This window comes from Streptomyces sp. TOM-9, assembly GCF_056858595.1.
In genome coordinates, this window is sequence record NZ_JBXEQB010000001.1 from 5,933,800 (window position 1) to 5,959,012 (window position 25,213).

At 70.8% G+C, this 25,213-nt stretch carries 19 protein-coding genes; 13 read left to right on the forward strand and 6 right to left on the reverse strand.

Going from position 1 to position 25,213, the window contains the following annotated elements; genetic code table 11:
* Nucleotides 1-47 precede the first annotated feature (47 nt).
* The 6 genes from AC1VWI_RS27825 to AC1VWI_RS27850 all read left to right on the forward strand — a co-directional run bounded on the left by AC1VWI_RS27825 (nt 48) and on the right by AC1VWI_RS27850 (nt 7,644).
* Nucleotides 48-803, forward strand: coding sequence for a GntR family transcriptional regulator (locus AC1VWI_RS27825; protein WP_499513740.1), 756 nt, complete (start codon nt 48-50; stop codon nt 801-803).
* Nucleotides 804-1,060: 257 nt separating this feature from the next.
* Entirely contained in the window at nt 1,061-1,498 is a 438-nt protein-coding gene (locus tag AC1VWI_RS27830) for an RpiB/LacA/LacB family sugar-phosphate isomerase (protein WP_499513741.1), read from the forward strand.
* The gene (locus AC1VWI_RS27835) at nt 1,495-1,662 is read left to right on the forward strand and encodes an SPOR domain-containing protein (RefSeq protein ID WP_361808082.1); all 168 of its coding nucleotides are present in this window, start codon (nt 1,495-1,497) and stop codon (nt 1,660-1,662) included. The genes AC1VWI_RS27830 and AC1VWI_RS27835 overlap by 4 nt, the downstream gene beginning before the upstream one ends.
* 41 nt (nt 1,663-1,703) lie before the next feature.
* A complete protein-coding gene (locus AC1VWI_RS27840; RefSeq protein WP_499513742.1) occupies nt 1,704-2,120 on the forward strand; it encodes a (deoxy)nucleoside triphosphate pyrophosphohydrolase in 417 nt (138 codons plus the stop codon).
* A 138-nt stretch (nt 2,121-2,258) separates the two neighbouring features.
* Nucleotides 2,259-4,880 (forward strand): SpoIIE family protein phosphatase, encoded by a 2,622-nt coding sequence (locus tag AC1VWI_RS27845; RefSeq protein ID WP_499513743.1) that lies wholly within the window; start codon nt 2,259-2,261, stop codon nt 4,878-4,880.
* Nucleotides 4,881-5,025: 145 nt separating this feature from the next.
* Nucleotides 5,026-7,644, forward strand: a complete 2,619-nt coding sequence (locus AC1VWI_RS27850; RefSeq protein ID WP_499513744.1) for a SpoIIE family protein phosphatase — start codon at nt 5,026-5,028, stop codon at nt 7,642-7,644.
* A 34-nt stretch (nt 7,645-7,678) separates the two neighbouring features.
* On the opposite strand, the gene AC1VWI_RS27855 is transcribed toward AC1VWI_RS27850, so the two are convergent.
* Genes AC1VWI_RS27855 through AC1VWI_RS27870 form a run of 4 tightly spaced genes read right to left on the reverse strand, consistent with a single transcriptional unit; the run spans nt 7,679 to nt 11,504 of the window.
* Nucleotides 7,679-8,446: a succinate dehydrogenase/fumarate reductase iron-sulfur subunit gene (locus tag AC1VWI_RS27855; protein WP_499513745.1), complete on the reverse strand. Its 768-nt coding sequence runs from the start codon at nt 8,444-8,446 to the stop codon at nt 7,679-7,681.
* Entirely contained in the window at nt 8,443-10,356 is a 1,914-nt protein-coding gene (locus tag AC1VWI_RS27860) for a fumarate reductase/succinate dehydrogenase flavoprotein subunit (RefSeq protein WP_499513746.1), read from the reverse strand. Before AC1VWI_RS27860 ends, AC1VWI_RS27855 begins: the two co-directional genes overlap by 4 nt.
* A complete protein-coding gene (gene sdhC / locus AC1VWI_RS27865; RefSeq protein ID WP_499513747.1) occupies nt 10,356-11,201 on the reverse strand; it encodes a succinate dehydrogenase subunit SdhC in 846 nt (281 codons plus the stop codon). The genes AC1VWI_RS27860 and sdhC overlap by 1 nt, the downstream gene beginning before the upstream one ends.
* A gap of 9 nt (nt 11,202-11,210) precedes the next feature.
* Nucleotides 11,211-11,504, reverse strand: a complete 294-nt coding sequence (locus tag AC1VWI_RS27870) for an Rv0250c family protein (protein ID WP_499513748.1) — start codon at nt 11,502-11,504, stop codon at nt 11,211-11,213.
* A gap of 353 nt (nt 11,505-11,857) precedes the next feature.
* On the opposite strand from AC1VWI_RS27870, the gene AC1VWI_RS27875 reads away from it, so the two are divergent.
* The 7 genes from AC1VWI_RS27875 to AC1VWI_RS27905 all read left to right on the forward strand — a co-directional run bounded on the left by AC1VWI_RS27875 (nt 11,858) and on the right by AC1VWI_RS27905 (nt 22,325).
* Complete coding sequence (locus AC1VWI_RS27875; protein WP_499513749.1) at nt 11,858-13,618, forward strand: ABC transporter family substrate-binding protein; 1,761 nt, start codon at nt 11,858-11,860, stop codon at nt 13,616-13,618.
* Between the two features lie 250 nt (nt 13,619-13,868).
* Complete coding sequence (gene typA, locus AC1VWI_RS27880; protein WP_499513750.1) at nt 13,869-15,764, forward strand: translational GTPase TypA; 1,896 nt, start codon at nt 13,869-13,871, stop codon at nt 15,762-15,764.
* A gap of 712 nt (nt 15,765-16,476) precedes the next feature.
* The gene (locus tag AC1VWI_RS27885) at nt 16,477-18,111 is read left to right on the forward strand and encodes a peptide ABC transporter substrate-binding protein (RefSeq protein WP_499513751.1); all 1,635 of its coding nucleotides are present in this window, start codon (nt 16,477-16,479) and stop codon (nt 18,109-18,111) included.
* Nucleotides 18,112-18,265: 154 nt separating this feature from the next.
* Nucleotides 18,266-19,198: an ABC transporter permease gene (locus tag AC1VWI_RS27890; RefSeq protein WP_499513752.1), complete on the forward strand. Its 933-nt coding sequence runs from the start codon at nt 18,266-18,268 to the stop codon at nt 19,196-19,198.
* A complete protein-coding gene (locus AC1VWI_RS27895; protein WP_499513753.1) occupies nt 19,191-20,153 on the forward strand; it encodes an ABC transporter permease in 963 nt (320 codons plus the stop codon). Before AC1VWI_RS27890 ends, AC1VWI_RS27895 begins: the two co-directional genes overlap by 8 nt.
* Before the next feature lie 11 nt (nt 20,154-20,164).
* The gene (locus AC1VWI_RS27900; protein WP_499513754.1) at nt 20,165-21,220 is read left to right on the forward strand and encodes an ABC transporter ATP-binding protein; all 1,056 of its coding nucleotides are present in this window, start codon (nt 20,165-20,167) and stop codon (nt 21,218-21,220) included.
* Nucleotides 21,213-22,325, forward strand: a complete 1,113-nt coding sequence (locus AC1VWI_RS27905) for an ABC transporter ATP-binding protein (RefSeq protein WP_499513755.1) — start codon at nt 21,213-21,215, stop codon at nt 22,323-22,325. Before AC1VWI_RS27900 ends, AC1VWI_RS27905 begins: the two co-directional genes overlap by 8 nt.
* A gap of 63 nt (nt 22,326-22,388) precedes the next feature.
* Here the strand turns inward: AC1VWI_RS27905 and AC1VWI_RS27910 are convergent, their stop codons facing one another.
* Together AC1VWI_RS27910 and AC1VWI_RS27915 are read right to left on the reverse strand one after the other, a co-directional pair.
* On the reverse strand, nt 22,389-23,357 hold the full coding sequence (locus AC1VWI_RS27910) for a phosphotransferase enzyme family protein (RefSeq protein ID WP_499513756.1): 969 nt from the start codon (nt 23,355-23,357) through the stop codon (nt 22,389-22,391).
* A 155-nt stretch (nt 23,358-23,512) separates the two neighbouring features.
* Nucleotides 23,513-25,210, reverse strand: a complete 1,698-nt coding sequence (locus tag AC1VWI_RS27915) for an ABC transporter family substrate-binding protein (protein ID WP_499513757.1) — start codon at nt 25,208-25,210, stop codon at nt 23,513-23,515.
* Nucleotides 25,211-25,213 lie beyond the last annotated feature (3 nt).

Genomic DNA, 25,213 nt, shown 5'->3' on the forward strand with positions numbered 1-25,213 from the left:
CCTGAGTTGTCAAGCTGTTGCACACAGTCAACCCGAGGGAGGGGCACGTGCCTTTCGGTGAGCAGCCCGCGTACCTGCGCGTCGCCGAGGATCTCCGCCGCAAGATCCTCGACGGCAGCCTCCCTCCGCACACCCGCCTGCCCTCGCAGGCCCGCATCAGGGCGGAGTACGGGGTGTCGGACACCGTCGCCCTGGAGGCCCGCAAGGTGCTGATGGCCGAGGGCTTCGTCGAGGGCCGGTCCGGCTCGGGCACGTACGTGCGCGAACGTCCCGACCCGCGGCTGGTCGTGCGCACCGGCTACCGGCCGGGCAACGGCCAGGCGACGCCGTTCCGGCAGGAGCAGGCCGACGAGGGCTTCAAGGGCACCTGGGAGTCGAACAGCTTCCAGGAGGCGGCGAACGCGCGCGTCGCGGAGCGGCTCGGCATCAAGCCGGGCGACCGCGTGATGCGCACGCGCTACCTCTACCGGACGGAGGGCGAGCCGATGATGATGGCCACCTCCTGGGAGCCGCTGTCGGTGACCGGCCGCTCGCCCGTCCTGCTGCCGGAGGAGGGCCCGCTGGCCGGCCAGGGCGTGGTGGAGCGCATGGCCGCGCTCGACGTCGTGGTCGACAACGTGGCCGAGGACGTCGGCGCCCGGCCGGGACTCGCCGAGGAGACCGCGGTGCTGGGCGGGGTGCCCGGTCACGTGGTCATCGAGATCCACCGGACGTACTACGCCTCCGGGCTCCCCGTCGAGACCGCGGACATCGTCATCCCGGCCGACCGCTACCGGGTGTCGTACCGGATGCCGGTGAAGTGACGCCGCCCGGGCGCCGGGCGGCGGCGGCCGGGCGCGCCGCATCCGCGCCGGCGTCCGCAAGTCCGCTGGTGGGCCGCGTGGGCGCGGGGCGCCGGCGGTGCGCGGGGCGTGGAGGGCGGCGCCGGGGCGCGCGCCGATGCGCGGGAGGCGCGGACAAGAGCCCCTTCTGAGTCAACTCCCAATCGAACATGGCCCGATCGAGTCGAATACTGCCCGAACGTGTCCGGCGCGTCACGTTCGGGCGTAGGCTCCGGCATATGCGCATCGCCGTTTCCTCGGACATGGACGAGCCCGTTGCGCGGCTGGTCGTCGACGAACTGCGCCGCCGCGGCCACACCGTGATCGCCTACGGTGCCCTGCGCGCCGGCGACCGCAGGGACTGGGCGTGGAGCGCGGAGAGCGCCGCCCGGGACCTCGCGGAGGGCCGCGCCGACCAGGCCGTCGTGTGCTGCTGGACGGGCACGGGGGCCGCCATCGCCGCCAACAAGGTGTCCGGCGTCCGTGCCGCCCTGTGCGTCGACGCCTACTCCGCGGACGGCGCCCGCAAGTGGAACGACGCCAACGCCCTCGCCCTGAGCCTGCGTCTGACCAGCGAGCCCCTGCTCAAGGAGATCCTCGACGCCTGGTTCACCGGCGTCCCGAGCGGCGAGGACGACGACCGGGCCAACGTGGCGCACCTGGAGGACATCCGATGAGCGAGCTGGTCTGGGTCGTCATACGTCAGGACGACAACGGCAACCGATACCGGGTCGGCCGCTACGCCACCCGGCAGGAGGCCGAACGTGTCGCCGACACCCTGGACGCGCGCGGCCACAAGCAGCTCTACCTCATCGAGCGGATCGACCGCCGCGCGTCGTAGCCCGTCCGCCACGGACGGCCGCCACGGATAGGGTGCCGCCCATGACGACGCACGACGTGACGGTGGTGGTCGGCGCGGCCGTGCTCGACCGGGGCAGGCTGCTCGCGGCGCGGCGCAGTGCGCCGCCGGAGCTGGCGGGGCGGTGGGAGCTGCCCGGCGGCAAGCTCGAACCCGGGGAGACGGCGCCGCAGGCGCTGACCCGTGAGCTGCGCGAGGAACTGGGTGTGGAGGCCGAGGCGCTGGAGCGGGTCCCCGGCGAATGGCCACTGGGGCGCGGCTACGTCCTGCAGGTGTGGACGGCCCGCATCCTGTCCGGGGAGCCCCGGCCGCTGGAGGACCACGACGAGCTGCGCTGGCTCACCCCCGACCGTCTCGACGAGGTCGACTGGCTCGACCAGGACCGTCCCGCGGCCGCCTGGGCGGCGGCCCGGGCCGTCCAGGGGCCCACCCCGGGCTGACCGACCCGCCCCCCGGGACCGCCCCACGGCGCGCCACGACGGATATGCGGCGCGGAATATCGGGTATGGGGGGATTGATCCGCCGACGGTCGGCCGGCCCTGAGCCGGCGGCCCTGCAATGGTCTGGGGTCCCCACACGTGAGCGGGAGCGAGGACGGCACAGGCAAGGGCGAGGACCCGGGACCCCCCGAGTCCCCGGCCGGGCACGGGCGCGCCCACGCCGGTCTCCATCCCGGACCCGCGGGACCTGTGCCGGGCGGGCCCACCGCCTCGGGGACGCTCCTGGACACCCTGCGGCTGGCCGTGGTCATGCTCGACACCTCCGGCCGCGTCCTGCTCTGGAGCCCGCTCGCCGAGGAGATGCTCGGCTGGGCGGGCGAGCACATCGTGGGCCGCCGGGTCTCCGCCCTGATCGGCCCGGGCGAGGACGGCCGGCCGTGGAGGACACCGCCCGCCGCCCGCCGGACGGCCTCCGTGCCCCGCCCCGGTCCCGCCGAACGCATCCTCGCCGAGCTGCTGCGCACCGGTCGCTGGGAGGGCATCCTCTCCGTCCGGCACCGCGACGGCCACCAGGTGCAGGTCGAGGCGCGCGCCTCGCTCCTCGTGGACGGCGACGGCCGGCCCTTCGTCCTGGTGTCGATCGCCGAGGCCAGCCGGATCCGCAGCATGGAGCACGACCTGGCGGCACTGGACTCGCTCTTCGGCTCCTCGCCCCTGGGCGTCGCGATCTTCGACACCGAGCTGCGCTACGTCCGTGTCAACGAGGCCCTGGCTCGGATGAACGGCGTCCCCGCCGAGGACACCCTCGGGCACCGCGTCGAGGAGATCGTGGCCGCCGGGGCCGCCGACGAGCTCGCCACCCTCCAGCGGCACGTGCTGGCCACCGGGCGCGCGGTCATCGACGTCGTGGTGCCGGGACCGGCCGGGGGGTGGCGCTCGGTGTCGTACCACCGGCTGGAGGACCGGGCGGGCCGGGTGCTGGGCATCAGCTGCACCGTGATGGACGTGACGGAGCGCCAGCAGAGCGCCGAGAAGATCGAGCGGGCCCGGCGCCGGCTGGCGCTGCTCAACGACGTCGGCTCACGCCTGGCGGACCTGCTGGACGTACGGCGGATCGCCGAGGAACTGGCCAGGACCGTCGTGCCGCGGTTCAGCGACTACAGCGGGGTGATCCTGCACGCGGCGGTGCCGGACGGCGGGGAACTGCCCGGCGCCCCGTACGGGGAGCGCACCGAGATGCGCCAGCTCGGCATCGGGGCGGCCAAGGAGGGCCCCCTGGTCGACCGGATGATCGGCATCGGCAAGGTCATCCGGGTCGACCGGGCGTCGGTCTTCGGCTCCGTGCTGCACAGCGCGCGGCCGGCCCTGGTGCGCAGTGCGGAGGAACTGCGCGACACCGTCGCCACCTTCCCGGGCGACCCCAAGGTGCAGGCCGCCCTGGACCTCGGCATCCACTCGCTGATGGTCGCCCCGCTGCGGGCCCGCGGCATCGTCCTCGGGCTGCTGGTCGTCAGCCGCGCCGGCGGGCGCGAGCCCTTCGACGCCGACGACGTCGCCCTCGCCATGGAACTGTGCGACCGCTCCGCCGCCGCCCTGGACAACGCCCGCCTCTACATCCGCGAACGCGAGGGCGCCCTGATGCTGCAGCGCAGCCTGCTGCCGCAGAGCGTGCCCGAGCCGCCCGGCGTCGACCTCGCCTTCCGCTACGTCCCCGGCAGCACCGGGGCGGCGGCGGGCGGCGACTGGTTCGACGTCATCCCGCTCGCCGGCGGCCGGGTCGCGCTCGTCGTCGGGGACGTCATCGGCCACGGGCTGCGCGCCGCCGCCACGATGGGCCGGCTGCGCACCGCCGTACGGACCCTGGCCGCCCTGGAGATGGCGCCGGAGGAACTGCTGCGCCGCGTCGACGACCTCGGCGACGACTTGGCCGCGGGCACCGCCGAGGGCTGGACCGCGACCTGCGTCTACGCCGTCTACGACCCCTCCACCCGGCGGCTCGTCGTGGCCCGCGCCGGGCACCCGCCGCCGGTCCTGGTGGAGCCCGGCGCCCACGGGGGCGGCCGGGCCCGGCTGCTGGACTCCCCTGCCGGGGTGCCGCTGGGCGTCGGCGGCGTGGACTTCGAGCCGGTCGAGCTCGACGTGCCCGACTCCTCCGTCCTCGTGCTCTACACCGACGGCCTGGTCGAGGCGCGCGGCGAGGACATCGGGATCGGCATGGACCGGCTCCGGTCGGTGCTCGCCCGCCGTCCGCTGCGCTCCCTGGAGGAGGCCTGCGACGACCTGCTGGCCACCCTCGCCCGCGGCCGCGAACCCGACGACGTGGCCCTGCTCATGGCCCGCCTCGGCGGCCTCCCGGAGGGCAGCACCGCCCACTGGACGTTCGCGGCCGAGCCGAGCGCCGTCCGCCGTGCCCGGCGGCAGGTACGGGAGACCCTCGGGGACTGGGGGCTGCGCGACCTCACCGACGTCACCGTGCTGCTCGTCAGCGAACTGGTCACCAACTCCCTGCGGTACGCCCGCGGACCCATCGGCGTGCGCATGGTGCGCGGCACCTCGCTGCTGGTCGAGGTCTCCGACCCGCTGCCCGACCCGCCCCGCCGGCGCTCCGCGGGCGAGGAGGACGAGGGCGGCCGCGGGCTGCAACTGGTCGCCCACACCTCCCGTCGCTGGGGCACGCGGCACGGACCGCTGGGGAAGACGGTCTGGTTCGAGCTCGCCCTCCCCGCCCCGGCGACCGCCGCGGGCGGCCCGCGCGGATGACCGGTCACGCACGGTTCGGCGGGCCGGAGCAGGGTAGTTGAAGTGGGGCGTCGGCGGAATTCGTACGCCTCGAGATGATGCTGTGATCGACAAGTGCATGTGCGGAACGGGGGTAATGCTGAATACTCGGCACCAGCCGGTCCGTATGTGTGAGCTGGAGGGGTCGGGCGTGAACGATGAGCCGTCGGGGGTTGTTGGGCCCCGGAACCCTGAGGCCGTGACACAGAGCGCCTGGCAGTCCAGTCCGCCCGGCTCCCTCTACGACTACATCCGGGTGGCCTCGTTCTCCCTCGGCCCCGACGGGCGGATCGAGCAGTGGAGCGAGCGCGCCGAGGAGTTCTTCGGCGTACCCGCCGCCGAGGCGCTGGGCCAGGACCCGATCACCGCCTTCGTCCCCGAGGACCGGCGTACCCGGGCGCACGAGCGTATCGCGGAGATCCTCGACGGGCGCGAGTGGATCGGCACCGTGCCGTACCGCGACAAGGCCGGCCAGGAGGGCCTGGCCGAGGTCTACGTCATGCCCTCGCGGAGCGAGACCGGCAGGCGCGGGGCGCTCTGCATCGCCGTGGACGTCCGCGTCCTGCGTCAGATCGAGACCGATCTCGCCTCCTCGCAGGCGGTGTTCGGCCAGTCGCCGATGGGCTTCATCCTCTTCGACACCAACCTCAAGCTGCTCCGCGTCAACCAGCGCTTCGCCACCGTCTTCGGCCGCAGCCCCGGCGACCACCGGGGCCGCACCCCGCACGACTTCCTCTCCCGCGTCGAGGCGGACCGGCTCACCGCCGCGCTCAAGCAGGTGCTCGACAGCGGCGACCCGGTGCTGGACATGACGATCGTCGGCACCGTCTCCTCGGGGTCCGGGGCCAACAACCGCAGGCGCTGGGCGATCTCGCTGTACCGGCTGCACAGCGGCAGCGGCCGCCCCATCGGCGTCGCCGGCCTCGCCCAGGACGTCACGGGACGCCAGCGCGCCGAGCGGGAGGCCGCGCACACCCGGCGCAACCTGGCCCTGCTCAACGAGGCCAGCCGGCGCATCGGCAGTTCCCTGGACCTGGAGACCACCGCCCGCGAACTGCTCGACGTCGCCGTGCCGCACTTCTGCGACCTGGCCTCCGTCGACCTCTACCAGGCGCTCCTGGTCGGCGAGGAGGGCCCGGTCGGCACCGCGGACGGCAGCGGCGAGGTCCGCCGGGTCGCCTTCGCCAGCGCCGTCTCCGACGCGCCCGTCGCCCCCCTGGACGGCGGCCACACGGGCGGCCCGGTCTCCGTGGGCGCCGTCCACCGCTACCCCTTCAACTCCCCCTGGGCGGGCGCCCTGCGCACCGCCCAGACCCAGGTCATAGGCGCCGACGGCGGCGACCCGGAGGTGGAGCTCGGCGAACTCGGCGGGGGCCTGGTGCAGTCCACCCTCGCCGTGCCCGTCGTCGCCCGCGACACCGTCCTGGGCCTGGTCCAGTTCGCCCGCGCCAAGGGCAGCGAACCGTTCTCCGAGCGCGACCGGATGCTCGCCGAGGAACTCGCCGCCCGCGCCGCCGTCTTCATCGACAACGCCCGGCTCTACCGGCGCGAGCACGAACGTGCCCTCATCCTGCAGCGCAGCCTCCTCCCGCCCGGCAACCCCGAGGCCGCCGGACTCGACATCGCCTGCCGCTACCTGCCCGGCAACATGGAGACCGAGGTCGGCGGCGACTGGTTCGACGTCATCGAGCTCCCCGGCCACCGCACCGCGCTCGTCGTGGGCGACGTCATGGGCCGCGGACTGCGCGCCGCCGTCGCCATGGGCGAGCTGCGCACCGCCGTACGCACCCTGGCGCTCCTGGACATCGAGCCCGCCGACGTGCTCTCCGCCCTCGACGAGGTCGCCCGCGGCCTCGGGGGCAGCGGTGACGGCCGCAGCAACCGGCGCGGCAAGGAGGCCGACGGCTCGGACCTGTCCGAGGTCTACCTCGCCACCTGCGTCTACGCCGTCTACGACGCCATCACCCGGCGGGTCACCATCGCCAACGCCGGCCACCTGCCGCCGGTCCTGGTCGAACCCGGCGAGCAGGCGATGATGCTGGAGGTGCCCACCGGCATGCCGCTGGGCGTCGGCGGGGAGCCCTTCGAGGAGGTCGAGGTCGACCTGCCGGACGGCGCCCTCCTGGCCCTCTACACCGACGGTCTCGTCGAGTCCCGCAACCACCCCCTCGACGAGGGCCTGCGCGCCTTCCGTGCCGCGCTCGACGAACCCCAGCGCCCGCTGGAGGACGTCTGCGACCACATACTCGCCCGGCTCGACACCGCCCACGGCGAGGACGACATCGCCCTGCTCATGGCGCGCGTCCACGGCCTGCCCGAGGATTCGGTGGGCGACTGGACGCTGGAGCCCAACCCCCGCTCGGTGGCCCGTGCCCGCGAGCTGGCCCGCGACTGCCTGGTCGCCTGGGGCCTGGCCGCGCTGGTCGACACCACCGAACTGCTCGTCAGCGAACTGGTCACCAACGCCCTGCGGCACGGTCAGGGCGACATCCGGCTCCGCCTGCTGCGCGACCGCACCCTGGTCTGCGAGGTCTGGGACGACGCGCTCGCCCAGCCGCGCCGCCGACGCGCCCGCGCCACCGACGAGGGCGGCCGCGGACTGCAGCTGGTCTCCCTGCTCAGCACCCGCTGGGGTTCCCGTCGCACCCACCGCGGCAAGACCGTCTGGTTCGAGCTGGACCTGCCCTCGGACGGCGAGGGCAGCACGGGCGAGGACACGATAGAGGCGCTGCTCAGCCTCTTCTGAGCAGCGCCTCCACCGCGGGGGAGTACCCCAGGGGTCAGCTCCTGCGCCGGATCCTGTTGCCGAGCCAGACCAGCGGGTCGTACTTGCGGTCCACCGCGCGCTCCTTGAGGGGGATGAGCGCATTGTCGGTGATCTTGATGTGCTCGGGGCAGACCTCGGTGCAGCACTTGGTGATGTTGCAGTAGCCGAGCCCGTGGTCGTCCTGGGCCGACCGCTTGCGGTCCAGTCCCTGCTCCTCCGCCGCGTCCAGCGGGTGCATGTCCAGCTCCGCCACCCGCATCAGGAAGCGCGGACCGGCGAACGCCTTCTTGTTCTCCTCGTGGTCACGGACCACGTGGCAGGTGTCCTGGCACAGGAAGCACTCGATGCACTTGCGGAACTCCTGCGAGCGCTCCACGTCCTCCTGGAGCATCCGGTACTCGCCCGGCGCCACGCCCTCGGGCGGGACGAAGGACGGCACCTCCCGCGCCTTCTCGTAGTTGAAGGACACGTCCGTCACCAGGTCCCGCACCACGGGGAAGGTCCGCATCGGCGTGACCGTGATGGTCTCGTCCCGGCCGAACACCGACATGCGGGTCATGCACATCAGCCGCGGCCTGCCGGTGACCTCCGCACTGCACGAGCCGCACTTGCCTGCCTTGCAGTTCCACCGCACCGCCAGGTCGCCCGCCTGGGTCGCCTGCAGCCGGTGGATGATGTCGAGGACCACCTCGCCGTCGTGGACCTCGACCCGGTAGTCCTGCAGCCCGCCGCCGTCCGCGTCGCCACGCCAGACCCTGAAGTGCGCCGTGTACGTGCTCACCGGTCCAGCTCCTCGTCCGTCAGGTACTTCAGCAACTCGTCCTTCTCGAAGAGCGCGAGCAGGTCGGGCCGGATCGGGTCCATCTCGCGCCGCGTGACCGACACCTCGCCGAACGCGTCCGCCGGTTCGGCCAGTTCGCAGACCAGGTTGAGCTTGCGCCAGCGGCGGTCCATCTCCGGGTGGTCGTCGCGGGTGTGGCCGCCCCGGGACTCCGTGCGCTCCAGTGCCGCCCGGGCCACGCACTCGCTGACCAGCAGCATGTTCCGCAGGTCGATGGCCAGGTGCCAGCCCGGGTTGAACTGCCGGTGCCCCTCGACGCCGGCCCGCCGGGCCCGTACCCGCAGCGCGTCCAGCCGGGTCAGCGCCTCCTCCATCTCGCCCTGCCGGCGGATGATGCCGACCAGGTCGTTCATGGTCTGCTGCAGTTCCTGGTGGAGCGTGTACGGGTTCTCCGGGACCCCGTCCGGCACGGCCCCGGCCTCCGCGCTGAACGGCCGCAGCGCCTCCGCCGCGGCGGCGTCGACCTGCCACTCCGCGACGGCCGGACGCGTGCCGCCGGTCCCGGCCGCGTACTGCGCCGCGTGCAGGCCCGCCCGGCGCCCGAAGACCAGCAGGTCCGAGAGCGAGTTGCCGCCCAGCCGGTTGGAGCCGTGCATGCCGCCGGCCACCTCGCCGGCCGCGAACAGCCCGGGCACCCCGGTCGCCGCCGCCGAGTCCGGGTCGACGTCCACGCCGCCCATCACGTAGTGGCAGGTGGGGCCGACCTCCATGGCCTCGGCGGTGATGTCGACGTCCGCCAGCTCCTTGAACTGGTGGTGCATCGAGGGCAGCTTGCGCCGGATGACCTCGGCGGGCAGCCGGGTCGACACGTCCAGGAACACCCCGCCGTGCGGGGAACCACGGCCGGCCTTGACCTCGGAGTTGATGGCGCGGGCCACCTCGTCGCGGGGGAGCAGTTCCGGCGGCCGGCGGTTGTTGTCCGGGTCCTCGTACCAGCGGTCGCCCTCGTCCTCGCTCTGCGCGTACTTCTCCTTGAAGACGTCGGGGACGTAGTCGAACATGAACCGCTTGCCCTCGGAGTTCCGCAGCACCCCGCCGTCGCCGCGCACCGACTCGGTGACGAGGATGCCCTTCACCGACGGCGGCCAGACCATCCCCGTCGGGTGGAACTGCACGAACTCCATGTTGATCAGCGGCGCCCCGGCCAGCAGCGCCAGTGCGTGCCCGTCGCCGGTGTACTCCCAGGAGTTCGACGTCACCTTGAAGGACTTGCCGATGCCGCCGGTCGCCAGCACCACGGCCGGCGCCTCGACGACGAAGAAGCGCCCCGACTCGCGGACGTAGCCGAAGATCCCGGAGACGCGGTCGCCGTCCTTGAGCACCCGGGTGACCGTGCACTCCTGGAAGACCTTCAGCCGGGCCTCGTAGTCACCGTGCTCCCGGTGGTCCTCCTGCTGCAGCGAGACGATCTTCTGCTGGAGGGTGCGGATCAGCTCCAGGCCCGTACGGTCGCCGACGTGCGCCAGGCGCGGGTACTCGTGACCGCCGAAGTTGCGCTGGGAGATCTTCCCGTCCTTCGTGCGGTCGAAGAGCGCGCCCCAGGTCTCCAGCTCCCACACCCGGTCCGGTGCCTCGCGGGCGTGCAGCTCCGCCATCCGCCACTGGTTGAGGAACTTGCCCCCGCGCATGGTGTCGCGGAAGTGGACCTGCCAGTTGTCGTGCGGATTGACGTTGGCCATGCTCGCGGCGATGCCGCCCTCGGCCATCACCGTGTGCGCCTTGCCGAAGAGCGACTTGCAGATCACGGCGGTGCGCATGCCCTGCTCGCGCGCCTCGATGGCGGCGCGCAGCCCCGCCCCGCCCGCGCCGACCACGACGACGTCGTACGCGTGCCGTTCGACTTGTGCCATCAGAAGAACCTCGGATCGTCGAACGCCCCACTGGCGACCAGGTAGACATAGAGATCGGCGAGCGCCACGCTCACCAGCGACAGCCAGGCCAGCAGCATGTGGCGGGAGTTGAGCTTCCCCACCCAGGTCCACATGCGGTAGCGCACCGGATGCCGGGAGAAGTGCCGCAGCCGGCCGCCGACGATGTGCCGGCAGGAGTGGCACGAGAAGGTGTACGCCCAGATCAGGGCGATGTTCACCAGCAGCACCAGGGTGCCGAGGCCCATGTGGCCCCACGCCCCGTGCTCGTCCCGGAAGGCGAGCACGACGTCGTAGCTCAGGATCCCCGCGACCGGGATGGCGAAGTAGAAGAAGTACCGGTGGATGTTCTGCAGGACCAGCGGGAACCGCGTCTCACCGGTGTACTTCTCGTGCGGCTCGGCCACCGCGCAGGCGGGTGGCGAGGCCCAGAAGCCGCGGTAGTACGCCTTGCGGTAGTAGTAGCAGGTCAGCCGGAAGCCCAGCGGGAAGATCAGCACCAGCAGGGCGGGGGACAGCCCCCACCAGTCGCCGAACAGCGGCCAGCGTGCGCCGAGCGGCATGTCCACGCAGTTCGAGCCCAGGCAGGGCGAGTAGAACGGCGAGACGTACGGCTCGGCGTAGTAGTGCGCGTTCGCGAAGGCCCGCCACGTCGAGTAGACGACGAAGGCGCCCAGGCCGAGCGCGGTGAGCAGCGGCTGCAGCCACCAGCGGTCGGTGCGCAGATGTCGTGCCGGAATGGCCGCGCGCCCGGCGGAAAGGACGCCGTGGCGCGCGGGTGGAGCGGGTGGTGTCGGTGGAGCGGGCGGTTGTGTGTCGGTGGCCAAGGACTACTCCTAGGGCGCTCGGCGGTCCGGCGCCCCCAGCCCTTCGTCTTCCGCGCCGGACCAGAGACTGGGGTCGTACGGCGTATCCGGGATCGTCACCATCTCCTGCCGCGCCTTCTGCCCGGCCGGGGTGGTGCCGACGCTGTCGCGCAGCAGCGCGAGGTCGTCGCTGAGGTGCTTGGTGTCGGCACGGACACGCCTCATGTCCAGGCTGTCGCCGACGTGCTGCTCCAGCTTGGACACGGCCCGGCCCAGTTCATCCAGCCGGCGTTGTACCGATGCAAGTTCGTCCTGCAGGGACATGGCTGTCCTCACCTCCGCCACGTTGCGGGTGCACGACGCTAACGCCAAGCGAGTGTCGCGCGTCACAGTCGCGCTTGGGAAGAGATCTGCAGGGATTGTCCCACCTACGGGTGGCGCGCGCCCTGTGCGAACGCGCCGTGGCGCGTGATTCCCCCGAAGGCCGCGCACCCGTGCGGGGGTGGCGTCCGGCCCACGGGGCCGGGGGCCCGCTCAGGCGTTGCGCCGGGCGGGTGGGACGCGGTGGTGCGCGACGTGTCGACGGCGTCCGCGGTCGCGGAATGGCTTTCAGTAGGTGCGATAAGCGGCAAATAGGCCGTCCTGTGATCATGGCCCCCTCGCGGAGGTACGCACGCATGGCCCGCAGCGCCACCTTGATCCGCTCCGCGACCGCCGTGGCACTCGCCGCCGCGGTCGCCGCCTCCGCCGGGTGCTCCGCCGGCAAGGACGACCCCCTCGCAGGGACCGACCTCGCCTCGGCGCCCCGGGACGGGGTGCGCGACGGAGGCACCCTGCGCTGGGCCGTGGACGCGGCGCCCGGCACCCTGAACGCGTTCCAGTCCGGGGCGAACGACGCCACCGCACTGGTCGCCGCGGCCGTGCTGCCCGCCGCCTTCCGGCTGGACGGGAAGGGCCGCCCGTACCTGGACACCGATCTGCTGCGGTCGGCCAAGGTGGTGCGGAGCGAGCCGCAGCAGGTCGTGTCGTACCGGCTCAACCCCAAGGCGGTCTGGAGCGACGGCCGCCCGATCGGCGCCGCCGACTTCGCCGCCCAGTGGAAGGCGCTGCGCGGCACCGAGGACGCCTACTGGACCGCGCGCAACGCCGGGTACGACCGGATCTCCTCGGTCAAGGCCGGCAAGGACGCGCACGAGGTGAAGGTCACCTTCGACAAGCGGTACGCGGACTGGCAGTCGCTGTTCACCCCGCTGTACCCCAAGGCCGTCACCGGCACCGCCAAGGCCTTCAACGAGGGCGCGCGCCGCGAGCTGCCGGTGGCCGGCGGGCCCTTCGCCGTCCGCGGCGCGAGCGGGAAGTCCGTCACGCTGGTCCGCAACACCAAGTGGTGGGGCGACCGGGCCAAGCTGTCCCAGCTGGTCCTCGCCGCCGCGCCCGCCCACCAGCGGGCCGCCGACCTGGCCTCCGGCGCGCTGGACGTGGCCGAGGTCGACCGTGACGTGTCCGGCAAGCACGTGGCCGTCTACCGGACGCGCGCCGCCTCCTACACGCAGCTCGCCCTCAACGGTTCCACCGGGCCGCTCGCCGACGAGCAGGTGCGGCACGCCGTGGCCCGCGCGGTGGACCGCCGGGCCATCGCCAAGGCGGTGCTGGCGCCCCTCGGCCTGCCCGACGAACCGCTCGGCAACCACCTGCTGCTGCTCACCCAGGCCGGGTACGCCGACCACAGCTCGGCCCTGGGCACGTCCGACACGAAGGCCGCCCGCGCCCTGCTCGCCGACGCGGGCTGGCAGCGCACCGCCCTGGACCCCGGGGCCGGGGCGGGCGGCGGCGGTGCCGGGGCGGCGGAACGCAACCAGGCGGCGCCCGCGCACAAGGTCGAGGTCAGCGTCGTCGAACCGGCCAAGACGGTGCTGCGCAAGAACGGCAAGGCGCTGACGCTGCGCTTCGTCCTGCCCAAGTCCTCGGCGACCCTGAACACGGTCGGCGAGCGCATCGCCACGATGCTCTCCGGCATCGGCGTGCGCACCGAGCTGCAGCGGGTCTCCGACGACAGCTTCTTCCGCGACCACATCGCGGCCGGCGACTTCGACCTCGCCCTGTACGGCTGGCCCGGCACGGCCTTCCCGGCGACCGACACCCGCCCGATCTTCGCCAAGCCCGAGCCCGCGCCGGACGGCTCCCTGGTGGTCGAGCAGAACTATCCCCGGGTCGGCACCGACCTCATCGACCAGCTCTTCGACCAGGCCGCCGGCGAGCTCGACCCGGCCGAGGCCCGGGACTTCGCCGCCCGCGCCGACGCCCGCATCTGGGCGGCCGCCGGTTCCATCCCCCTCTACCAGCGCCCCGAGCTGGTCGCCCTGCGCAAGGACGTCCTCAACGCGGGTGCCTTCGGCTTCGCGACGCCGCGCTTCCAGGACATCGGCTTCAGGAAGTAGGGCCACACCCGTGACGTCCGTCACGGTGGCCGGGCCCGCGCTTCCCCTGCGCGACGTGCCGTCCTCCCCCCGCCCTGCGGATCGGGGAGGCGGCCCGGCCCCGACCGACCCGGGACGATCATGCCCGGGCGGCCCTTGCCGCCCGGGCCCCGTACCATGGGGTGAGGCCGTGGCTTGACTCGCCCGGCGGGCTAGGTGTGCCGACGAGGGCACGCCGCCCCACCTACCTACCCGGGAGAAGCGCCCCAGTATGCCCACGCGTAACGACATTCGTAATGTCGCCATCGTCGCCCACGTCGACCACGGCAAGACGACGCTGGTGGACGCCATGCTCAAGCAGGCCGGAGCCTTCGCCGCGCACCAGCATCTGGACGACCGGATGATGGACTCCAACGACCTGGAGCGCGAGAAGGGCATCACCATTCTCGCGAAGAACACGGCCGTGAAGTACCACCCCAAGGGTGGCGGCGAACCCATCACGATCAACATCATCGACACCCCCGGCCACGCCGACTTCGGCGGTGAGGTCGAGCGCGGCCTGTCGATGGTCGACGCGGTCGTGCTGCTGGTGGACGCCTCCGAGGGCCCGCTGCCGCAGACCCGCTTCGTGCTGCGCAAGGCGCTGGCCGCGAAGCTGCCGGTCATCCTCTGCATCAACAAGACCGACCGCCCGGACTCCCGGATCGACGAGGTCGTCAACGAGACGTACGACCTGTTCCTGGACCTGGACGCGGACGAGGACCAGATCGAGTTCCCGATCGTCTACGCCTGCGCGCGGGACGGCGTGGCCTCGCTGACCAAGCCGGAGAACGGCACCGTCCCGGCCGACAGCGACAGCCTGGAGCCGTTCTTCTCCACGCTGCTGGAGCACGTCCCGGCCCCGGTGTACGACGAGGCCGCCCCGCTGCAGGCGCACGTCACCAACCTGGACGCCGACAACTTCCTGGGCCGTATCGCGCTGCTCCGCGTCGAGCAGGGCGAGCTCAAGAAGGGCCAGACGGTCGCGTGGATCAAGCGTGACGGCTCGATCGCGAACGTCCGCATCACCGAGCTGATGATGACCGAGGCGCTCACCCGCAAGCCCGCCGAGAAGGCCGGCCCGGGCGACATCTGCGCCGTCGCCGGCATCGCCGACATCACCATCGGCGAGACGCTGGCGGACCCGGAGAACCCGATCGCGCTGCCGCTGATCACGGTGGACGAGCCGGCGATCTCCATGACCATCGGTGCGAACACCTCGCCGCTGGTCGGCCGTGGCCCCGGCGGCAAGGGCGCCGACAAGTCGGCGGTCAAGGACCGCAAGGTCACCGCCCGCCTGGTCAAGGACCGCCTGGAGCGGGAGCTGATCGGTAACGTCAGCCTCCGCGTGCTGCCGACCGAGCGCCCCGACACCTGGGAGGTGCAGGGCCGCGGTGAGCTGGCCCTGGCCATCCTCGTCGAGACCATGCGCCGGGAGGGCTTCGAGCTGACCGTCGGCAAGCCGCAGGTGGTCACCCGCGAGGTCGACGGCAAGGTCCACGAGCCGGTCGAGCGCATCACCATCGACGTGCCCGAGGAGCACATGGGCGCCGTGACGCAGCTCATGGGCACCCGCAAGGGCCGGATGGACAACATGTCCAACCACGGCTCCGGTTGGGTCCGCATGGAGTTCGTCGTGCCCTCCCGCGGTCTGATCGGCTTCCGTACCGAGTTCCTGACCGGCACCCGCGGCACGGGTATCGCCCACTCCATCCACGAGGGCCACGAGCCGTGGTTCGGCCCCCTGGTGACCCGTAACAACGGCTCCCTGGTCGCCGACCGTGCCGGTGCCGTCACCGCCTTCGCGATGACGAACCTCCAGGAGCGCGGTGTGCTCTTCACCGACCCGGGCACCGAGGTGTACGAGGGCATGATCGTCGGCGAGAACTCCCGCGCCGACGACATGGACGTCAACATCACCAAGGAGAAGAAGCTCACGAACATGCGGTCCTCGTCGGCCGACTCGTTCGAGGCGATCGTCCCGCCGCGCAAGCTCTCCCTGGAGCAGTCGCTGGAGTTCTGCCGCGACGACGAGTGCGTCGAGGTGACCCCGGAGACGGTCCGCATCCGCAAGGTCGTCCTGGACCAGAAGGAGCGCGGCCGCACCGCCTCCCGCGCCAAGCGCTGAGGCCCCTGCGGTCCGCGCCGACGGCGCGGACCGCACCCTCGGCGGTTGCACGGACACCGGCCCGGCCGTCCCCGGTCCCACGGGGGCGCCGGGCCGCTTCGCGGCCGCTCCCGGACGGCTGCGGTGCGGTGCGGATGGGACATCACGGGACATCCACGTCGATCACGGTGTGCGTGGAGCGCCGTTTTCCGTGAGGGCGGTCACATCGAGGGCCCTTTCCGGGGCCGGTTGTGACCGAACTCACCGGGGCTCCGGCCGTCGTGCGCGGTTCGGTTCCCGGGGCGGCGATGTGTCGCGGTTGCGCCAGTGGCGTGGGCGCGACAGCTCGTTCCCTGTCGGCCCGTCAGGCACGTACATTCGCGTGGAATCTACGCGCTTTGAGGGCAACCGGATTTCAGTCCGGCGACGTCCGGATACCGGACGACGTTCACCGGTACTTGTGTTACAAGTCCGTTTCGTCGGTGTCTGTCTACAATCCAAATGTCCGAATTGCGGGATTGTTTTGGACCGGTTGTGACCAAAACGAGATCGTAAGTGTGTGGTTCGTAGGCCCAACGTGACCGATAGTTGGAGCCGTTGAGCTCGGGTCAATGGGTCCAAGCGCTTATGGGGAGCGCCGACTCACGAGCACAGGTGACCGGTATCACTGTCAGGGGTGTCAGTGAGGCCGGCCCTTTCACGTAAGAACAGTGACTCCTGAGGAGGCAAACCCATGCGCGGTGCCAAGAGCGCCACTTGGGTCGCAGGTGCGATCATCGTCGCTATGGCTGCTACCGCTTGCGGTGGCGGCGGTGGTGACAAGGGCAGCAGCAACGACGCTGGCGGCGTCAACCCCAACGGCAAGTTCTCCGTCGAGGTCGGCGAGCCGCAGAACCCCCTGCAGCCTGCCAACACCATGGAGTCCAACGGCAGCATCGTCGTCCGCTCGCTGTTCTCGCAGCTCGTGGACTACGACCCCAAGGGCAACATCGTCATGGTGAACGCCAAGTCGGTGGACACCAAGGACAACAAGACCTACACGGTCACGCTGCAGGACGGCTGGAAGTTCCACGACGGCACCCCGGTGACCGCCGAGTCCTACGTCAAGGCGTGGAACTGGGCCGCGAACATCAACAACGCCCAGACCAACGCGTCGTGGTTCGCGGACATCAAGGGCTTCGAGGACGTCCACCCCGAGAAGGAGGGTGCGAAGCCGAAGGCCGACGCCATGTCCGGCCTGAAGGTCGTCGACGACAAGACCTTCACCATCGAGCTCACCACCCCGATCCCGTACTTCGTGTACAAGCTCGGTTACGAGGTGTTCTCGCCGCTGCCGGAGTCCTTCTACAAGGACCCGAAGGCCGCGGGCGAGAACCCGGTCGGCAACGGCCCGTACCAGTTCGTCAAGTGGGACCACAAGAAGCAGATCGAGGTCAAGCGCTTCGACGGCTACAAGGGCCCGGACAAGGCGAAGAACGGCGGTGTGATCTTCAAGAACTACACCGGCCTCGAGGCTGCGTACGAGGACCTGAAGTCCGGCAACGTCGACGTCCTGCGTCAGATCGCGCCGAAGGACCTCCCGGTCTACCGCGACGACCTCGGTGACCGCGCCGTGGACCAGGCGTACTCCGCCATCCAGTCCATCGTCCCGGCCTTCTACTCCAAGCAGTGGAAGAACGTCGACCCCAAGGTCATCCAGGGTCTGTCGATGGCGATCGACCGCGACACCATCACCAAGACGGTGCTCCAGGGCACCCGTGAGCCCGCCACCGGCTTCGTCGCCAAGGGCGTGCTCGGCTACCAGGACAACGTGGGCGGCGACGTCTTCAAGTACGACCCCGCGAAGGCCAAGGAGCTCATCAAGGCCGGCGGCGGCGTCCCCGGCAACAAGATCTCCATCCAGTACAACGCCGACGGTGGCCACAAGGAGTGGGTGGAGGCCGTCTGCAACAGCATCACCAACGCGACCGGTGTCAAGTGCGCCGGCGACTCCAAGGCCGACTTCCAGAGCGACCTGGACGCCCGCGAGGCCCACGAGGTCAAGTCGATCTACCGCAGTGGCTGGGTGCTCGACTACCCCGTGAACGCCAACTTCATCCGTGACCTCTACGGCACCACCTCGGCGGGCAACCAGTCCGGCTTCTCCAACAAGGAGCTGGACGAGCTGATCAAGAAGGCCGACACCGCGGCCACGCTCGACGAGTCGGTCAAGGAGTACCAGGCCGCCGAGAAGAAGATGGTCGAGCTCATGCCCGCCATCCCGCTCTGGTACTACAAGGTCAACGCCGGCTACTCGGAGAACGTCTCGAACGTCCAGTACGCGCAGAACGGTGACCCGATCCTCACCGGCGTCGAGGTCAAGAAGTAACCATCGCGTAGTGAGCACGCCGGTGCGGGACTGACGGAGACGTCGGACGCGCGGGGTGCAGGCAACGGCTGGGGGGCCCTTCTCCCGTCTTCCCGAAGAGGAGGACGGGGGAAGGGCCCATCTCTGCTGCCACAGCGACTGACATGGAGGCACGATGGGGCGTTACGTCGCGCGGCGACTGCTCCAGATGATCCCGGTGTTCATCGGGACGACTCTGCTCATCTTTTTCATGGTCTACGCCCTGCCGGGCGACCCCGTGCGGGCGCTCTTCGGCGACAAGGGCGCGGACCCGGCGACCGTGGCGCGGATCCGTCATGACCTCGGTCTGGACCAGCCGATCCTGAAGCAGTACTGGGATTACATGACGGGCATCATCCTGCACTTCGACTTCGGCAACCAGATTGCCAGCGGTCGTCCGGTGCGTGACGTGCTCGGGGACGCCTTCCCGGTGACGCTGCGGCTCGCGGGGCTCTCCTTCGCGATCGAACTGGTCGTGGGCATCGCCCTCGGTGTCTGGGCCGGCATGCGCGCGGGCAAGCTCGCCGACTCGCTGGTGCTGATCTTCACCCTGCTGCTGATCTCGGTCCCGGTCTTCGTCCTCGGCTTCATCTTCAAGCTGGTCTTCGCCTTCCAGCTCGGATGGATGACGCCGAACGTCCAGGACTCCACCAACTACAGCCAGCTGCTGATGCCGGCCATCGTGCTGGCCAGCCTCTCGCTGGCGTACGTGGCGCGCCTGACCCGTACCTCCATAGCCGAGAACCTGCGCGCCGACTACATGCGGACCGCCATCGCCAAGGGCCTGCCCCGGCGCCGCGTGGTCGGCGTGCACCTGATGCGCAACTCGATGATCCCGGTGGTCACCTTCCTCGGTACCGACATCGGCGCCCTGATGGGCGGTGCGGTCGTCACCGAGGGCCTGTTCAACATCCACGGTGTCGGCGGCACGATCTACGAGTCCATCCTGCGCCGCGAGGGGACCACGCTGGTCGGTCTCGTCACCGTCCTCGTGCTGGTCTTCCTCGTCACCAGCCTGATCGTCGACCTGCTCTACGCGGTCCTGGACCCGAGGATCCGTTATGCCTGACGTCACCAAGACCGCCGTCGAGAACGCGGACCCGATGGCCGCCACGGCCGCGGACACCGCTTCCGCCACCGGGCCGGCGCCCACGGCGGAGAAGGCGCGCAGCCTGTGGGGCGACGCCTGGCGGGACCTGCGCCGCAACCCCTACTTCGTGGTCTCCGGGATCCTGATCCTGCTCCTGCTGGTGATCTCGGTCTTCCCGGGCCTGTTCACCAGCGCCTCGCCGACCTACGCCGACCTGCGGAACCACTACCTGGGCAAGCCCGAGTACGGGCACGTGTTCTCCGCGGAGTGGCTCGGCTACGACGGGCAGGGCCGCAGCGTCTTCGCCCGTGTGATCTACGGGACCCGGGCCTCGATCACGGTCGGCGTCAGCGTGACCGTCCTGGTCACCGTGCTGGGCGGCCTGGTCGGCATGATCGCCGGTTACTTCGGCGGCATGGTCGACACGATCCTGTCCCGGATCACCGACATCTTCTTCGCGGTCCCGTTCCTGCTCGGCACGCTGGTCGTCCTGAACTCCTTCACCGACCGCACGGTCTGGGTGGTGTCGGGTGCGCTGGCCTTCCTCGGCTGGACGCAGATCGCCCGTGTCATGCGCGGTTCGGTGATCACCATCAAGCAGGCGGATTACGTGCACGCCGCCCAGGCTCTGGGCGCGAGCACCACACGGATCCTGTTCAAGCACATCCTGCCGAACGCGGTCGCCCCGGTGATCGTCGTCGCCACCATCGCGCTCGGCGGCTACATCTCGGCCGAGGCCACTCTGTCCTACCTCGGACTGGGCCTGCCCACGTCCGTGGTCTCCTGGGGTCAGGACATCTCCGGCGGTGCCGCGCAGATCCGTACGGCTCAGCACATCATGCTGTACCCGTCGATCATGCTGAGCATCACGGTCCTGGCGTTCATCATGCTCGGCGATGCGGTCCGCAACGCCCTCGACCCCAAGCTGCGCTGAGGGAGGCGTACGTGACCACCATCGACAAGACCGCGGACGTGCCCGCACCCCGTACCGGGGATGCCGCCGCTCCGCTGCTGGAAGTGCGCGACCTGCACGTGGAGTTCCACACCCGTGACGGCATCGCCAAGGCCGTCAACGGTGTGAACTACACGGTGTCGGCCGGTGAGACGCTGGCGGTGCTGGGCGAGTCCGGCTCCGGCAAGTCCGTGACCGCGCAGGCGATCATGGGCATCCTGGACATGCCCCCCGGGCGGATCCCGCAGGGCGAGATCCTCTTCCAGGGCCAGGACATGCTCAAGATGTCCGGCGAGCAGCGCCGGAAGATCCGTGGTCGCAAGATCGCGATGATCTTCCAGGACGCGCTGTCCTCGCTGAACCCGGTGCTCACCGTCGGCTACCAGCTCGGCGAGATGTTCCGGGTCCACCAGGGCCTGTCCAAGAAGGAAGCCAAGGCCAAGGCCATCGAGATGATGGACCGGGTCCGCATCCCGGCGGCGAAGGAGCGGGTCAACGACTACCCGCACCAGTTCTCCGGCGGTATGCGCCAGCGCATCATGATCGCGATGGCGCTGGCCCTGGAGCCCGAGCTGATCATCGCGGACGAGCCCACCACCGCGCTCGACGTGACGGTGCAGGCCCAGGTCATGGACCTGCTCGCGGAACTGCAGCGCGAGTACAACATGGGCCTGATCCTGATCACCCACGACCTCGGCGTGGTCGCCGACGTCGCGGACAAGATCGCGGTGATGTACGCGGGCCGGATCGTCGAGACCGCGCCGGTCCACGAGATCTACAAGCGGCCCGCGCACCCGTACACCAAGGGCCTGCTGGAGTCGATCCCGCGCCTGGACCAGAAGGGCCAGGAGCTCTACGCGATCAAGGGCCTGCCCCCGAACCTGCTGCGCATCCCCACCGGCTGCGCGTTCAACCCGCGCTGCGAGATGGCGCAGGACATCTGCCGCACCGAGATCCCCACGCTGCACCGGGTGACCGAGCAGGACGGCAGCGAGCTGCCGGGCCGCGGCAGTGCGTGCCACTTCTGGAAGGAGACGATCCATGGCTGACGTCACCAAGAACGACGAGGCCGTCTCCGACGAGGTGGCGGCGGTCGAGGCCGCGATCGCCCAGCCGGTCAAGCGCGGCGAGCCGATCCTCCAGGTGCGCAACCTGGTCAAGCACTTCCCGCTGACCCAGGGCATCCTCTTCAAGAAGCAGATCGGCGCCGTCAAGGCCGTCGACGGGATCTCCTTCGACCTGTACCAGGGCGAGACCCTGGGCATCGTCGGCGAGTCCGGCTGCGGCAAGTCCACCGTCGCCAAGCTGCTGATGAACCTGGAGCGGGCCACCGCCGGCGAGGTCTTCTACAAGGGGCAGGACATCACCAAGCTGTCCCGCCGCGCCCTGAAGGCCGTGCGACGGAACATCCAGATGGTGTTCCAGGACCCGTACACCTCGCTGAACCCGCGCATGACGGTCGGCGACATCATCGGCGAGACCTTCGACATCCACCCCGAGGTGGCACCGAAGGGCGACCGGCGCCGCAAGGTGCAGGAGCTGCTGGACGTCGTCGGCCTGAACCCGGAGTACATCAACCGGTACCCGCACCAGTTCTCCGGCGGCCAGCGGCAGCGCATCGGCATCGCCCGCGGCCTGGCGCTCAACCCGGAGATCATCATCTGCGACGAGCCGGTCTCGGCGCTGGACGTCTCCGTGCAGGCGCAGGTCATCAACCTGATGGAGAAGCTGCAGGACGAGTTCAACCTCTCCTACATCTTCATCGCGCACGACCTGTCGATCGTCCGCCACATCTCCGACCGCGTCGGCGTGATGTACCTGGGCAAGATGGCCGAGATCGGTACCGACACCGAGATCTACGACCACCCGACCCACCCGTACACCCAGGCGCTGCTCTCGGCCGTGCCGGTGCCGGACCCGGAGGCGCGCGAGCACCGCGAGCGCATCATCCTCAGCGGTGACGTCCCGTCGCCGGCCAACCCGCCGTCCGGCTGCCGTTTCCGCACCCGGTGCTGGAAGGCACAGGACCGGTGTGCCACCGAGGAGCCGCTGCTGGCCATCCCGCAGCGCTTCAAGGGCGAGGACACCCCGGCCGCGCACGAGTCGGCGTGCCACTTCGCCGAGGAGAAGGACGTCGTCCACGCGGTGAACTGAGCACCACCCGCACCACCCACGAGGGGCGCCTGCACGATCGCCGTGCGGGCGCCCCTCGGGCGTTCACGGCCGTACGGGGCGGCCGTCCGGCCCGGCGAGCGCGAGAGCGGTGAGGAAGGCCCCCTGGTGCGGGTCGGCCCAGTCGTCGTTCTCCGTGGCGTCCAGGAGCGTCCAGATGCCCCACTCGACCTGCATGTAGCGCACGGCCACCGGCCACAGGGCCACCTCGGCAGCGGTCAGCGTGCAGTGGCGGCGGTAGGCGTCGTGGAAGACGGCCCATTCACGGGGTGTGAACGGCCGCGGCGGGGCGCCCGGGGACTCGGTGTGGAAGAGCAGCAGCGCCAGCGCGAGGTCGAGCAGCCGGGGCGCGTACTCGGCGTTCTCCGGGTCGATCAGGACCGGGCCGCCCTCGGCGTAGACCAGGTTGTTCGCCTTGAAGTCCATCGACGCGACGACACGGGGCAGGCCCGCGTCGCGCAGGGCGGGCAGCAGGTGCGTCATCAGGGTCCGCGACCACGGCTCCAGCCGGGCCGTCGCGGCCTCCCGGACCGCCGGGGCGTGGCGGGCCAGGGCGGGGCGCAGCGCGTCGAGCTCGGCTTCGAGGTCCGCCGCTTCGTGGTCGGGCCAGGTGAAGGCGGGGACCGCGGCGGGGCCGTCGGCGCTGTGGGCGTGCAGCCGTCCCAGCAGGTCGCCCGCGGCCTCGATGTCCGCCTCCGTACCGCGGTAGGGCCTGCCCTCCACCCAGGGGTAGGCGACCCAGTCCCCCTCGCCGATCCGGGCCGGGTTCGCGGCCGGCCCGTCGAGCGGGGTGACCACCGGGACGCCCCGGGCCGCCAGCGCGCGCGTCCAGCCGGCGACGGCCGCCGCCGCGGTCTGCGGCGAGGCGGCCTTCTTCAGTGCCGCTTCCGTACCGGCCACACGGCAGCGGAAGACCGGCGAGTGCGGGTGGACCGAGCGGGCGGGACGGTCGCCCTCGGCCACCCCGAAATGGGCGAAGACGTCGGCGAAGGGCCGGGAGCGCGCGAGGGGCATGGCGGGGATCCTGTCCTGCCGGGAGACCCGGCCGCGGCCTGCGGGGCCGTCAACGGTCCCATGGCGGCGCCCGCTTCGGCCACGCATATAAAGCGGTCCGCCCCGCCACCGAGGTGCGGTGACGGGGCGGACGCGGTGCCGGGAGCCGGCGCGGCTTACTTCAGGTAGCCGATGTTCTCGTAGCGCAGGTCCTGGAAGCCGTAGGCGCCGATGTTGGCCAGGTCCTTCTTCACCGCGTAGATGTCGGGACGCTGGTACAGCGGCAGCAGGTTGGCCTGCTGCCAGATCAGCAGGTCCGCGGCGTTGGCGTCGTCGATCGCCTGGGCCGGGTCGGTGTCGGCGGCGGCCTTGTTCATGGCCGCGTCCAGCTCGTCGCTGCCGACGCCGGTGTAGTTCTGCTGGATGTTGTCACCCACGGGCTTGGCGTAGATCGACTTGGTCGACGACACCGGGAAGGACGTGCCGAGCCAGGAGAAGGCCGTCAGGTCGAAGCTGCCGGTGTTGACGTACTTGTCGAAGAACTCCTGCAGCGGCACCGACTTGATGTTCAGCTTGATGCCGACCGCCTTGAGCATCGGCTGCATCAGCTTGCCCTCGTTGGCGGAGGTGCTGACGTTCGCCGGGATGACGAAGTCCAGCTCCAGGGTCTTGCCGCCCTTGGTGCGGAACTCGCCGCTCTGCTTCCAGCCGGCCTCGTCCAGCAGGCTCTTGGCCTTGGCCTGGTCGAAGGTGCCGATGCCGGCGGAGTTGTCCTTGTAGCCCTTCTGGTTGGTGACGAAGAAGTGGTTGTTCAGCGGCTTGGCGTCCCAGTCCAGACCCTGCAGGTCGGACTCGGCGATGGCCTGCCGGTTCAGGGCGGACATGATGGCCTGGCGGACCTTGACCTCCTTCAGCGCACCGCGGGCGCCGTTGAAGGTGACGTGGCGGTAGTTGGGGCCGGCCGCCTTGCGGATGTCGGCGCCCTTGACCTCCTTGGCCTGCTTGTAGGCAGCCGAGTCGGGGCCGACGTTGAAGAAGTCGACCTCGCCGTTGGCGAAGGCGCCGGCGGTGGCGTCCGAGTCCAGCGCGCGGTAGATGATCTTGTCCAGAATGGCCTTGTTGCCCCACCAGCTGTCGTCACGCACGACGGTCAGGGTCTTGGTGGTCTTGTCGATGCCCTGGAACTTGAAGGCGCCCGCGGTGACCGGGAACTTGCCCAGGTAGCCGGTGTTGAAGCCGTCGGCGGTGCCGACGACCTTGGCCGGGTAGAGCGGGCTGAACAGGCCCTTCCAGTCACCGTAGGGGCTGGAGAAGGTGACCACGGCCTCCTGGTCGTTGGCGCCCTTGGCGACGCTGCTGATCAGCTCGTAGCCGGTGCTGGAGGAGATCTTGTACTTGGCGTCCTTGCCGTTCAGCGCCTTCCAGCTGGCCTCGAAGTCCTTCCAGGACAGCGGGGTGCCGTCGGACCACTTGGCCTTGGGGTTGATCTTGTACGTGACGACCTGCTTGCCGGCGGTGTCGGCGACCTCGGCGGAGGTCAGGTAGTCCGGGTTCGGGGTGACCGTGCCGGTGGCGTCCGACATCATGATGATCGGCATCACGGCGCGCTCGACGTCGTAGCCGTCGGCCAGGGTGCCGTCGATCTGGTTGTAGTTGAAGTTCTCGGCGATCTCGCCCAGCGGCCAGTTCAGGGTGCCACCCTGCTTGAGCTGGTCGCGGTCGGTGGCCTTGATGTTGTTGACGCTCGACTTGGGCACCGAGTTCTTCTTGGACGCGGCGTCGCTCTTCCCGTCCCCGCCGCCGCACGCGGTCAGGGTCAGCGCGCTCGCCGTGGCCAGCGCCACCACGGCGACGGACATACGTGTTCTGTTCAACGG